Origin of the sequence: Lysinibacillus sp. NPDC058147, assembly GCF_042884205.1 — a bacterium.
Taxonomy (GTDB): Bacteria; Bacillota; Bacilli; order Bacillales_A; family Planococcaceae; genus Lysinibacillus.
This window is the reverse complement of record NZ_JBHVUJ010000002.1, coordinates 791,127-803,513: the sequence shown is the minus strand read 5'-3', so window position 1 is coordinate 803,513 and position 12,387 is coordinate 791,127. Positions and strand designations below refer to the sequence as shown.

The following is a 12,387-nucleotide window of genomic DNA, read 5'->3' as shown; positions in this document are numbered from 1 at the left end:
TAGGGCGTTTCCTGTTCAAAATTTGAACAAGAAGCGCCCTATCTTTCTCTAAAACGAATTTATTTATAAAAAACGCAAGTTTTTCAGTGCCCTCGAATTCTAAAGGACTCAAGCCGTTTAATCGTTTCTGGTAGCGATAGTGATTATAAAAATGAATATAGTCAGCTATCGATTGTTTTAACTCTCTATTTGAATCGTACTTATGTAAATAATACTTCTCACACTTCAATGTGCCCCAAAATGATTCATTGGTTCGTTATCAATACATCGACCAACAAGTGACATACTTTGCGTCATATTGGCTGTGTTTACGATTCGCTTAAATTCCTTCGATGAATATTGAAAACCCCGATCACTATGTAATAATGGCTGCTCTTCTGATTGTAATGATTGAATAGCTGATTTTATTGTTTTGAAAACAAGGGAATTATTCTTCGAATGATCCAAAACATAACTCACAAAGTCGAAAAGCCACTAAATATAATGTCGAACATGATCTCAAAGGTACTGTGATCAATATGTCCAGTGTTCACGAAGTAATTCCATGGCCTTTATTTTTCAGGGGAAAATTTTTATCCCACTAACCCTTGTTAACTCCCTAAAGTTACCTTAACGTTTCTATGAAACAAAAATGTGCGTACTTTTTTTTATCCTAATGCGACATCATAATGAAAGAACAATAAGTAATCAAACAATTGGAGGAGTCACAATGATTAATTATAACCATTGACTTCAAGTGTGAGCTTTCACACTAATATTATAAATTTTTCGCATTGTAAACATCCTGTAATACTCAAAGTAACAAAAAGCACTCTACATACCTTTTAGGTACGTATGTATTTTAATAAACACAATAATAATCAAAGGAGATATTAGTAGTATGTCACAATCAAAAAAAACAAGTGCTAATTTAACTTTGCTAGCACTTGCAATCAGTGCATTTGGTATAGGGTCCACTGAATTTATCAGTGTTGGGCTTTTACCATTAATTACAGATGACTTTGAGATATCTTTAAGCACAGCGGGCTTAATAGTTTCTATATATGCACTTGCTGTCACTGTTGGGGCTCCTTTATTAACAGCCTTTACATCTCACCTCAGCCGAAAAACCGTTTTATTACTAGTTATGGCTATTTTTATAGTTGGGAATTTAACAGCAGCTATAGCTCCTTTATTCTCAATACTTATAATCGGGCGTATTATTTCAGCATTAGCACATGGTGTGTTTATGTCCATCGCTTCTGTCATTGCGGCCGATGTAGTTGAACCAAATAAACGAGCAAGTGCTATTGCCTTTATGTTTACAGGATTAACATTAGCCACTGTAACAGGTGTCCCACTGGGTACATTCATAGGACAAATAACAGACTGGCGTATGTCGTTCATCTTTATCGTCATCATTGGGGTTATCGGTTTAATTAGTAATGCTTTGTTAGTACCTAGCCAATTATCGAAAGGTAATCCAATCTCTCTCCGTGATATCAGCAAAGTATTAGGCAATTTTCGTATGTTATTAATCCTTTTCATTACGGCCATGGGATTTGGTGGTGCCTTTGTTGTCTACACATATGTTTCACCTATTTTAGAGCAATATATGGGCTATTCTCCTCATGCAGTGGTCATTATTTTAGTGGTTTATGGTATTTGCGTTGCGATTGGTAATACTTTAGGTGGCCATTTCGCTAATCAGAATCCATTGCGTTCTATCTTTATTATTTTTGCGGGACTTGCCTTAGCTTTACTTGGCATTGGTTTTACTCTTGAATCACCAATTATCGGATTAATCATGGTCCTAATCATGGGGCTGTTTATGTTCATGAATAGCCCAGGATTGCAACTATATGCGGTGATGCTGTCTGAAAAATATGTACCATCAGCTATTTCAATGGCCTCAGCATTAAATATTTCTGCTTTCAACATTGGTATATTTTTAGGATCCTATATTGGTGGTTTTGTTATTCGCCATCAATCGTTGGCACATACACCGCTTTTTGGATTCCTAATGGTTATGCTAGCAGCTATTGTTACACTTTTATGGCTAATTTTTGATAAAAAGAAACAAGTATGAGTGTTTAAAAAAAGAAGTAGTGAATGTATATTGCTAGTTTGTTCTATAATTTATTTGATTCATGGATAATGTCGTTTAGGTTACCTGCCTATTTGTCCTGGTAATATTATAGTGGATTCCGTTATTAATAGTTATGGTCCTCATTAGATGGCCATATGAAGCTTTTATTAGGGAATCGGGGTACTTCTACAATTTATAATAGCAGGACCAGTAGTAGCGAGGGGGTATAGAAGGATATGTAAATTTCTTATTCCCCGAAATTCCAGCACTTGTTTAAAAAGTATGCAACCATTGACATGGTTCTATGTTCTGTGGCTGTTGGATTTTTAGCTTCAAAACGACCTCCATATTTGGCGATGAACAAAACAAATAACATTACATAATATAGAAATATGAAATATTATTAAAAAGGATGATGTATTATTTCTATAGTAAGGATTGGTACCCTTCCTAACGGAGAAATACATGACGGATGGGAAGATGTTGATGTTGTTTGGGACATTGATCGTTGGGAGAATGACGGCGGTAGGAGTCTTAGTACGAGGCCGAATTCGTGATTAGGCACGCAGTATTATAAGAGAGATAATACGCCGAAAGATGTGCTATTCGTAAATAAATTTTTCTATTGCTTTCCACAATCATCTGTGGAGAGCTTTTTTTATGCAAAATTAATAAACTTGTAAGGAATGGGTAAGAAAAAAGAGAAAATCAATTCGTACAATGGAATTACGAAATGAAAGGGACTGATCTAAATGATACTAATTAGAGGAACCGATCTAATGGCTAAAAATCTTACTGAAGGAGATTTTCCATTTCTTAAACAAAAGTTACGTGAAATCTGTGCCCAGAGTTGGAAAACGAAAGGATTCAAATTAACTAGTATCACTACTCTTACTAATCAAGTTGGAATATCAACGGAAACTTTTTACAAGCTATATAAATCAAAAGAAGAGCTGTTTCTAGAGGTGCTGTCAATGATTCAAAATCAATTGAAAGAACAATGGTACTCTATGATAGAGACTAACTCAGGTATTGAAGGGTTTAAAAACGCGATGAACTGGCTTTTTGAAGAGTACGTAAAGCATCCTACATTATATAATTTCAACAATCCAGAGTATCATTTGTTTTTTAAAAAGTTACCTAAAGAAAAAATTGAAAATCTAAGAGAAAATGATATGAATTTTTTGGATGATGTATTAGAGCGTTCAAATTTAAATATGAGAATACCAAAAGAAAAAGCATATGGAATCTTTAGTACTTTATTATATACTGCAGCTATGAATAAAGATTTAGTGTATAACAAATGTGAAATATTCAATATTCTACTTGATAGTTCTATATATCAAATTTTTGCAATATCTCCTCCTTTAGTTGTAACATCGAATGAAATAAGAAAATTTTAGAATGCTGAGCTGCACTAAGGCAAGGTGAATTATAAAAATAGTTTAAGCTGCTTGAGTCCTGAATTTTAAAGGGCTCAGGCCGTGTAATCGTTTCTGATAGTGATAGATTATAGAAATGGATATAGTCATCAATCTCATAAAATATTTTCTTGACTTTTGTTTGTGAATGAATTTCCAAAAAAATTTTAATTTTTCAACAGAAAATCGAAACTATTTTCCTTTTTTTGACGTATTTAATAATGGGAGGTGTAATTTTGGAAGAAAAAATACAGGAAAAACAAACAAATGAGTTTGTTGAATGGGTAAAGGCAATTGCATTCGCTTTATTGTTGGCATTTATAATCAAGCAGTTTTTATTTACGCCAGTACTGGTAAAAGGTGCTTCTATGGAGCCAACACTGGAAGATCACGATCGTGTTATTGTTAATAAAATTGGTCCGAGATTTAAGTCAATTGATCGATTTGACATTGTAGTTATTAATGATGTTAAGATTGACAATGAAGAAAAAAATATTATTAAACGTATTATTGGTTTACCAGGTGATAAAATCGAGTATAAGGATGATCAATTATACATAAACGGAGAAAAGTACAATGAACCTTATTTAGATCAGTACAAGAAGGAGTTAAAGGATCCCGGGACACTTACTTATGATTTTACGCTAGAACAAGACTTAGGTGAAACTACGGTTCCAGAAGGGTATTACTTTGTATTAGGTGATAATCGTCGTGTAAGTAATGATAGTAGAAACCCTGAAGTAGGGTTCATCCCTAAAGAAAAAATAATGGGTACAACAAGTATCATCTGTTGGCCGATCGAGCACATTGACCTCAAATTTAATTAATAGACCGAAAGCTTAAAAACTTGATAAAGATAATAAACATAACCACTCCACGATGAGTGGTTTTTTCATATTGTCTTGTTAAATCAACAACCAGGAAACGAATGCACAAAGGGTATCATTGCACTAAATCGTGTTTTTATTTCATCAAAGAGGCTATCGACTAAACAGATAGTCTCTTTTGATCAAATTTCTGGTATCTACTAACTCAATATTTGAAGCATTCGTATGGTGATAGCTGATTTCTCAGCATTAGATCTAAAAACTTTTCCTGTGGTTCATATATTGATAAATTAACCTTAATTTGATAATGTTGGGGAAAGGGGTGGGTGTTATGAAAGCTATTATTTTTGACTTCGATGGAACTTTGGCAAATACTTTACCAATTTGTTATTATGCCTTTCACAATGTTTTCAAAGAGTTTGACAATAAAGACCTTTCTTCTGAAGAAATAGAAGCGATGTTCGGTCCCTCAGAAACAGGAATTATTAGGGGGAATCTAGTAAATTCAAATAAAGAGCAAGCTATTGAATTGTATTATAAAAAATATTTAGAGAACCATTCCAACTTGGTTAAACATAATGTGGAAATTGATGAAATGATCAAACATTTAAAAGGTAATGATATTAAATTAGGCATTGTTACCGGAAAAGCAAGAAGGAGTTTAGATATTTCATTAAAGGCTCTTCAAATGGATCAACTTTTTGATGTCATCATAACAGGGGATGATGTTATTAACCCAAAACCTCATCCAGAAGGAATTAGCAAGGCATTATCATTATTGGATGTACGAGATAATGAGGCTATGTTTATTGGGGATAGTGATGCAGATATACAAGCAGGAAGTGCAGCAAATGTACATACGGTAGGTGTTCGGTGGTTGCAGGATGTTCAAACTGTAGAATTTAAAATTGAACCTAATTCTTTTTTTAACAGCATAAATCAATTTGTAGATTTTATAAATATAGGTAATCGTCATGAGTTATAAATGGTTAGAGTGGGCAAAGAAGATCCAAGCAATATCCCAAGCAGGATTAACTTTTTCTAAAGACGTTTACGATATAGAACGTTATGAAGAATTAAGAAATTTAAGCTCTGAGATAATGAAAGAATACACTGGATTAGAAATGGAGAAAATCAAGGATTTATTTACTAATGAAACGGGTTATCAAACACCTAAAATAGATGTTCGAGGAGTAGTATTTAATAACAATAAAATACTAATGGTAAGAGAAAAAATTGATGATAGATGGTCTTTGCCAGGTGGTTTCTGTGATATAGGTTTGTCGCCTAGTGAAAACATTGTCAAAGAAATTAAAGAAGAGGCGGGATACGATGTTGTTCCTATGAAATTGCTCGCTGTATTGGATATGAATAAGCATCCTCATCCACCTCAACCATATCATTATTATAAATTGTTTATTCAATGTGAGGTTATTGGTGGGCATGCAAGAAATGGTTTAGAGACAAAAGGAGTAAACTTCTATCATGAAGATCATTTACCAAAGCTTTCTTTAGGGAGAAATACAGATACTCAAATCAAAATGCTTTTTGAATTTTTAAGAAATCCTAATAAAGAAACAATATTTGATTAACAGTTATGAAGAAGAATTGAGCGCTGTTCCTATGTAATGATAAAAGTCCAATTTCTTAATTATGAAATTGGACTTTATATTTAAAGAAGTGACTCGATAAACTTAATCATTTAATCCTTTTCCATCGAGAATTTGCTGCGTGTATTTTTCAATTCTTGACACGCGTGTTTTAGATTGTTTAGGTTGAGAAAAATGTAGAATATATGCTCTTTGTCTCCCTGGTGTCAATTCTTCAAAAGCAGTTTTTAAGGTAGGCATTTCATCGAATTTATTGTGAAGTTCTTCAGGAATTATGTATTCCTTATGCTCTTTCATGGGCACTTCTAAACCTGCTTTTTCTACTTCAATGGCCTCATAAATATAGTCTTTTATAATAGTTTCCATTCCAACTATTTCTTGAACGCTAGTAAAACGTATTTGGCGAGCCGCCTGTACATTTTCAGTTTGTTGAATCAGAATCCCATGTGTATCCTTTAACAAGGCACCTTTGTGAAACAGAAGCGCACAATAATCTTTAAATCCATGTATTAACACGATGTTCTTGTTTTCAAGTGTGTAACAAGGATGCATCCATTTAAATTCTTCAGTCAGTTCACAGTCAAGAACGATATTTCTCAAAGCCGAATATTCTTCCTGCCACTTTTTAGCTTTACTTAAAAATTCATCAACTTTCGGATTCAGTTTACTTTTTGGCATCAAGGAACACCTCTCTACAATTTATTAATCTGCTGATATCAAGTTCTTAATCGTTTTATAATAAAACATTCAATAGTGTCATGTCTAGCTATAAATAACTAATAATGCTAATCTACAAAGTATAGCGAATTGTGGAAGACAGTAATTACAATATGGTATAGAGCAACTGACAATGGAAAATATATTAAGATTTTTTCATCATCATATGATTGTTGGTGGAATATCGTATTATTGGTATATAATACTAGTGGATAATATTTTCTAAAATAAAGTTGAGTAGGGAGAGAATAATGAAAAAATTATTTATTGTATTACTAGCAGCGTTTGTATTTGCGGTAGTAAATCCAACAAAATCAGAGGCTATCGAAAGATTTGATGGAGCAGATGTATATAAAGACCAAACAGGAAAAATGACCTTTACAAAAGATATCAAGGTATATAAGAAAAATGAAGATGGTACATTTGATTCGCTAGTGGTGAAGCGAAATAATTACTTTAGAACGTACGATATTGAAAAATATGATGGCAAAACATTTTATCAAATGGGGCAATATCGGGTACAAGCAACCAATCTGGTAGTTTTTAAAGAAGTTCCGATGAAAATTCGCGCATCCTTTTATCCAAATCCAAGTTATATTAATATTAATCGTGATAGCGGAGGATACGGGAAAATATTCACTGAATGGCGCGATACTTCTATAGTGGATATGAATGGTGATCAAATGTTGAAATATTGCAAGAGCGATGTGGAAGGGCTAAAGTGTGAAAAGCATTATCCTGGTTCAGATATGAAAGTAGCTGATACAAAATTTAGAAAAACAGGTGTACGTTATGAGGTAACAGAAGATACCAAAGCGAAATCCTACCCATTAATAGATTCTAAAACTGAAAAAGTCATGCAAAAAGGAAGCATTGTTTATTCAGTGAGTGATTCAATTAATGCTTATCTATGTGTAAAGGATAGCTTGGAAGCAAATGACGAACAATGTATTTGGCTTCCTGTAGGTATTTTAAAGCCAATCTATTAAAGTCAGTTGAAGATAAGTGATAGATTAGAATTTATATATAGCTCTCTTAATTATTTGTTAAGGGGGCTATTTTTTATGATTGGTTGATATGTGAATAGGATGTTTTATTGTGGATTAGTGACAATGTAGTTTGTCCAGCTTTATTTTTATTATTAAAATTGGAAGGGGTTCCTTTCCTTTTGTCGAATTGAAGTAGATGGAAAAAGGAGAGGTATTATGCAAAGAGACCAGCTTAAACAGAGAATATTAAGAGAATCATCTAAATTTATTCCATATTTGAAAGAACTAATTAAAGAGAATAGATTTGACGATGGTGAAGCGTTAGAAATATCGATGCTTGTCATAAAGAATGGACCAGAAAGTTTATCGGATAAACAATGGTATGTCTTTTTAGAGAATGGTATTTTACGTGATAAGTATGTAGATAAATGCGAAAGATGTTCTGAACATATTCCTTGGTCAAATATGAACAGTGCTATATTTATAAATAAAGATTATCTTTGTGCTAACTGTAGTTATTTTGAAAATAAAGTTGTCTTCCACAATTAACTGTGAGGGGTTATCTAATGTACCTAGAAATGCACTGTGCCAAACAGTGCTATTTTTTATGAAAGTATGATGAACTAACAAAAGAGATTGAAGCAATTTGCTCCAATCTCTATCACGCATATAAACATGCCCACCAAAGCGTTTTAATTAGCCCCATTTTAGCCGCAAAACATGCCGTAATGCTAAGTGCATATCGGAGCTTATTTTCTAGAAACGTTGATATACCAATGTTTTGAAGGTGCTGTGTAATGTACTTGCATAACTGTCACTTAACATTTGGATAAATCATCGTCGCAGGGTCCACGTATTCATCGAACTGTTCTTCTGTTAGTAAACCAAATGCAATTGCTGCTTCTTTTAATGTTGTACCTTCTTTATGGGCTTTCTTCGCGATTTTGGCTGCATTTTCATAGCCGATATAAGGGTTAAGTGCAGTCACAAGCATTAATGAGTTTCGTAAATTATGGTCAAGCACTTCTTTATTTGGCTCGATGCCGACAGCACAATGATCATTAAATGATTTCATTGTGTCTGCAAGTAGGCGAGTTGATTGTAAGAAGTTATAGATAATGACTGGCTTAAAGACATTTAGTTCAAAATTACCTTGGGAAGCGGCAAAGGCAATTGTTGCGTCATTGCCAACGACTTGTGTAACTACCATTGTCATTGCTTCACTTTGCGTTGGATTCACTTTACCTGGCATAATGGATGAGCCTGGCTCATTTTCTGGAATCGTAATTTCACCGATACCTGAACGAGGACCACTCGCTAACCAGCGAACATCATTGGCAATTTTCATTAAGTCTGCTGCAAGAGCCTTTAATGCGCCATGTGCGACAACAGCTTCATCATGACTCGTCAGTGCATGGAATTTGTTTACTGCAGAAGTAAATTGTTTTCCTGTTAATTCACTAATTTCCGTTGCTACACGCTCACCAAATTCAGGATGTGCGTTAATACCTGTACCAACTGCTGTTCCACCAATCGCTAGTTCCTTCATATATTCAATATTTTGGACAATCATTTGCTCGGATTTGGCAAGCATTGCTGCCCAACCACTAATTTCTTGACCTAAAGTAAGCGGTGTTGCGTCCTGTAAATGAGTACGACCAATTTTAATAATGTCTTTAAAATTCTCTGCTTTGTCCTCAAGTGTTGCTTTTAGTAAGCGTAGTCGAGGCAGTAAATAATCTTCAACTTTTAACACTGCTGCAATATGCAAAGCTGTTGGGAAAGTATCGTTTGAGCTTTGAGATTTATTGACATCATCGTTTGGATGAATGCGTTCAGCCTCTCCAGCATTTTGTAAAAGTTGGTTTGCACGGTGCGCAATTACCTCATTGACGTTCATATTTGACTGTGTACCACTACCAGTCTGCCAAACTACAAGTGGGAATTGATCGTCCCATTGACCCTTTAAAATTTCATCAGCGGCTTGCACAATCGCATTTGCTTTTATATGTGAAAGTTTGCCTAATTTATTATTAGCGATCGCAGCACTTTTCTTTAAAATGGACATTGCTTGAATTAGCTCAATTGGCATTTGTTCTGTTCCGATTTGGAAATTCTCTTTACTGCGCTGCGTTTGAGCACCCCAAATTTTATCTGCTGGTACTTTAATTTCACCCATCGTGTCTTTTTCAATACGATAATCCATGTAAAACAGCTCCTTTATTTATGTAAATATCTTTAAAGTAAAAAACGGATAATTCTTAGTCTGATGTAAGAATATCCGTTTAATACATGCTTATTTCAAAAAAATAGGGGGATTCTGAACTAAGCATGTCGGAGTAAAGAAATAATCTACCGATAATGATAATCGTTATCATTTAAAAAATCAAATATTTTGCTTGAAGATATGAATTGAGTTCGATTTCAACTTTTAAAAAGTTAAAACGCTACCATTAAATGATAGCGTCGATCGGTAAATAGGGAAGAGCTATCTCTTTTTCTTGCCAATCTCTTTTACTGGTTGTTTTTTAGGTATTTTTTCAAAAATGATACTTACCTGATAGTTGTTGTCGTCTATTTGAACAATCTGAACAACTTTTGCTTTACGCCCTTTAATTTTAATGTTCTCTTCGACAGTAGGTAAATTTACGAGCAGCTGACTTAAAACAGACGTCTTATTTTCATAAAAATGAGTTACAAACATAAATCTTCTCCTTATAACTTTTTTATTGAACCTAGAAAAAAACCATTCATTAGTTGCTCTACGAGGATAATTAGCAGGGGGAAGGTTTTACTCAATGTATGAAAAGAGCTTAAAATCTAGAACATTTTACATAATGTTAATTCGTAGAGAAAAGAGTTTAATCCTGAAGATTGAAATGGGATAATAAGAACACTAAATTGTAGTATTGCTATTTTTAGTTCTCCTAAGATATACAAAATTTATAGGACTGAAGTGTTAAGTTCAAACTAGCAAAAATAAAAGCTATCAAAAGGATTTTAAATATATTCAGAATTATTTATATTTTACCAATTTTTAATATTTTATCTTTATTTTTCCTTTTGATTCTATTAAACTATAAATAGACTTAAGCCAAAAGGAGGGGTAAAATGAAAAAAAATACTATTAGGTTATTCTTTATGCTTATCTTTTTATTAGTACCAATGAATGTTTTTGCAGAGGAGTCTTTAGGTGAATTTTCATTTGATTCAAGTAAAATGTCACATCCTTATGACATGGTAAACTCGAAAGGTGAAATCATTAAATATGAGGAGTTTAATGTCAGCAATTCGCAATTATTTAATGAAATACCAAGTGTTCAAGGTTCGGGAGAAATTTCGCCCGTACAGATTGATTCAATAATGGAAGGTCACTCGTTTATCGATATCACACCACCACCAGTTGTTATTAATGATTCTACTGCTAGAGAACCATTACAAATATCACCACGGATTGTCATCGGTGACGATAGTAGAAAAAAAGTAGAGAATACTAAAGAATTACCATATAGTGCAATTACGTATATTGAAATAAATTGGCCTGATGGAAAAGGTGGTTCTTGTACAGGTTCTTTAATTGGCAAAAATAAAGTCTTAACAAATGGACATTGTGTAATAAATCCAGAAACAAAAGAAACTATAACTAGTGCAAAGGTTTACCCTGGGGTAAGTAATAGTGTTGGATTATTTGGTTCTTATAATGTTAATGATTATTATGTAGCTGCTAATTGGGCTTCAACTGGTTCGAGTTCTGAAGACTTCGCTATTCTTGTTTTAGATGTATCTAAAGACAATAAACAAGCAGGAGATGTTGCAGGTACTCTTGGAATCAAACAGGTTAATAATCTTCTTAATCAAAATATTGGTATTTATGGTTATCCGGGAGATTTAATGCAGGCAAGTGGTGAAATTTCTCAATTTGGTACGAGAGGGAACATTACTAGAGAGGATGCATCTGTAGCCTTTTATACAATTGATACTGCACCAGGACAATCAGGTTCAGCATTAATAAACACTGTTAATCAAATTGTAGGTGTTCATAGAGGCTCATTCGTTATTAATGGGAACCCTATGAATGGTGGACCTAAGATGAACTCTTATATGTTTAATTTTATTTCCAAAGCTTTAGAGTAAAATTACTAATAATGTAGACAAACTGAGAAATTCGGTTTGTCTATTTTTTTTTTGACGCTGAAAAATAAGAGTTAACTAATCGGGCATCCCAAACCATAAGGAGGTGCTATGTATTCGGGAAATTGAAATAGAAAATATTCAATTGAACTGTCATTATCCCAGCTCTTACAGATGATGTTATAGGCACAATTATTGCGAGTACTAAATTAATATGAGCTATAGAGAGAAAAATACCGGTTCAAAATGGCTGTTCTTTGTACTATTTATGTTTAAAGATTGAGCGAGTCTGATTATGCTATTTCATAGTTTTTCGTAAATCGCTATATTATGGCATAATTTTATTATTTTTTATTGCAACTTTCGACATGTTTTTTATTTATTTCTCGGGAAATATTTCATATGTATTTGTAGTTACAGCAGCGGTTTTTATGCACAGAATGTAGTTATTATAGCTAGGGATTAGGTATTGTTATAGATCGAGTTCAATGATGAGTTTATGATTTGTTCTAATGTTTTGATTTTTTGGCCTTTGATTATCTATAATCCTTGTCTTCCTTTAAAGCTATGAGTGGCATATGTTTGGAAAAAAGCTTAGGCGCGTTATAATAGTAGTAAGGGAGG

13 protein-coding genes and 1 pseudogene are annotated in these 12,387 nt (G+C 33.4%); 9 read left to right on the top strand and 5 right to left on the bottom strand.

Annotated features, from left to right (window positions below; translation table 11 throughout):
* Together ACFVT8_RS09515 and ACFVT8_RS09510 are read right to left on the bottom strand one after the other, a co-directional pair.
* On the bottom strand, positions 1-229 hold a 229-nt coding region (locus tag ACFVT8_RS09515; RefSeq protein ID WP_387083358.1), incomplete at its 3' end, for an IS3 family transposase.
* Complete coding sequence (locus ACFVT8_RS09510) at positions 226-447, bottom strand: hypothetical protein (protein WP_387083357.1); 222 nt, start codon at positions 445-447, stop codon at positions 226-228. The genes ACFVT8_RS09515 and ACFVT8_RS09510, both read right to left, overlap by 4 nt.
* Before the next feature lie 14 nt (positions 448-461).
* Here ACFVT8_RS09510 and ACFVT8_RS09505 point away from each other — a divergent pair.
* From ACFVT8_RS09505 to ACFVT8_RS09480, 6 genes and pseudogenes are all read left to right on the top strand, one after another.
* Positions 462-557 (top strand): annotated as a pseudogene (locus ACFVT8_RS09505) (glucose-1-dehydrogenase); the annotation flags it as partial.
* Between the two features lie 323 nt (positions 558-880).
* Complete coding sequence (locus ACFVT8_RS09500) at positions 881-2,068, top strand: MFS transporter (protein WP_387083356.1); 1,188 nt, start codon at positions 881-883, stop codon at positions 2,066-2,068.
* Positions 2,069-2,847: 779 nt separating this feature from the next.
* The gene (locus ACFVT8_RS09495; protein ID WP_387083355.1) at positions 2,848-3,471 is read left to right on the top strand and encodes a TetR/AcrR family transcriptional regulator; all 624 of its coding nucleotides are present in this window, start codon (positions 2,848-2,850) and stop codon (positions 3,469-3,471) included.
* A gap of 254 nt (positions 3,472-3,725) precedes the next feature.
* A complete protein-coding gene (gene lepB, locus ACFVT8_RS09490) occupies positions 3,726-4,316 on the top strand; it encodes a signal peptidase I (RefSeq protein WP_387083354.1) in 591 nt (196 codons plus the stop codon).
* Positions 4,317-4,647: 331 nt separating this feature from the next.
* Entirely contained in the window at positions 4,648-5,301 is a 654-nt protein-coding gene (locus tag ACFVT8_RS09485) for an HAD family hydrolase (RefSeq protein ID WP_387083353.1), read from the top strand.
* Positions 5,291-5,908, top strand: coding sequence for an NUDIX hydrolase (locus ACFVT8_RS09480; protein WP_387083352.1), 618 nt, complete (start codon positions 5,291-5,293; stop codon positions 5,906-5,908). The genes ACFVT8_RS09485 and ACFVT8_RS09480 overlap by 11 nt, the downstream gene beginning before the upstream one ends.
* A 102-nt stretch (positions 5,909-6,010) precedes the next feature.
* Here ACFVT8_RS09480 and ACFVT8_RS09475 read toward each other — a convergent pair whose 3' ends face one another.
* A complete protein-coding gene (locus ACFVT8_RS09475; protein ID WP_387083351.1) occupies positions 6,011-6,604 on the bottom strand; it encodes a YdeI/OmpD-associated family protein in 594 nt (197 codons plus the stop codon).
* A 290-nt stretch (positions 6,605-6,894) separates the two neighbouring features.
* On the opposite strand from ACFVT8_RS09475, the gene ACFVT8_RS09470 reads away from it, so the two are divergent.
* Positions 6,895-7,632: a hypothetical protein gene (locus ACFVT8_RS09470; protein ID WP_387083350.1), complete on the top strand. Its 738-nt coding sequence runs from the start codon at positions 6,895-6,897 to the stop codon at positions 7,630-7,632.
* 216 nt (positions 7,633-7,848) lie between these two features.
* Entirely contained in the window at positions 7,849-8,181 is a 333-nt protein-coding gene (locus ACFVT8_RS09465) for a hypothetical protein (RefSeq protein ID WP_387083349.1), read from the top strand.
* A 265-nt stretch (positions 8,182-8,446) separates the two neighbouring features.
* On the opposite strand, the gene fumC is transcribed toward ACFVT8_RS09465, so the two are convergent.
* Both fumC and ACFVT8_RS09455 read right to left on the bottom strand, forming a co-directional pair.
* Positions 8,447-9,838 carry a class II fumarate hydratase gene (fumC, locus tag ACFVT8_RS09460; protein ID WP_387083348.1) on the bottom strand — a complete coding sequence of 464 codons (1,392 nt, stop codon included), beginning with the start codon at positions 9,836-9,838 and terminating at the stop codon, positions 8,447-8,449.
* A gap of 282 nt (positions 9,839-10,120) precedes the next feature.
* The gene (locus ACFVT8_RS09455; protein ID WP_387083347.1) at positions 10,121-10,336 is read right to left on the bottom strand and encodes a hypothetical protein; all 216 of its coding nucleotides are present in this window, start codon (positions 10,334-10,336) and stop codon (positions 10,121-10,123) included.
* Positions 10,337-10,743: 407 nt separating this feature from the next.
* On the opposite strand from ACFVT8_RS09455, the gene ACFVT8_RS09450 reads away from it, so the two are divergent.
* The gene (locus tag ACFVT8_RS09450; RefSeq protein WP_387083346.1) at positions 10,744-11,766 is read left to right on the top strand and encodes a trypsin-like serine peptidase; all 1,023 of its coding nucleotides are present in this window, start codon (positions 10,744-10,746) and stop codon (positions 11,764-11,766) included.
* Positions 11,767-12,387: the final 621 nt, after the last annotated feature.

Coding starts and splice junctions, on each gene's coding strand:
- ACFVT8_RS09500 (WP_387083356.1), top strand. CDS start 881: ATGTCACAATCAAAAAAAACAAGTGCTAATTTAACTTTGCTAGCACTT.
- ACFVT8_RS09495 (WP_387083355.1), top strand. CDS start 2,848: ATGGCTAAAAATCTTACTGAAGGAGATTTTCCATTTCTTAAACAAAAG.
- ACFVT8_RS09485 (WP_387083353.1), top strand. CDS start 4,648: ATGAAAGCTATTATTTTTGACTTCGATGGAACTTTGGCAAATACTTTA.
- ACFVT8_RS09480 (WP_387083352.1), top strand. CDS start 5,291: ATGAGTTATAAATGGTTAGAGTGGGCAAAGAAGATCCAAGCAATATCC.
- ACFVT8_RS09475 (WP_387083351.1), bottom strand. CDS start 6,604: ATGCCAAAAAGTAAACTGAATCCGAAAGTTGATGAATTTTTAAGTAAA.
- ACFVT8_RS09470 (WP_387083350.1), top strand. CDS start 6,895: ATGAAAAAATTATTTATTGTATTACTAGCAGCGTTTGTATTTGCGGTA.
- ACFVT8_RS09465 (WP_387083349.1), top strand. CDS start 7,849: ATGCAAAGAGACCAGCTTAAACAGAGAATATTAAGAGAATCATCTAAA.
- fumC (WP_387083348.1), bottom strand. CDS start 9,838: ATGGATTATCGTATTGAAAAAGACACGATGGGTGAAATTAAAGTACCA.
- ACFVT8_RS09455 (WP_387083347.1), bottom strand. CDS start 10,336: ATGTTTGTAACTCATTTTTATGAAAATAAGACGTCTGTTTTAAGTCAG.
- ACFVT8_RS09450 (WP_387083346.1), top strand. CDS start 10,744: ATGAAAAAAAATACTATTAGGTTATTCTTTATGCTTATCTTTTTATTA.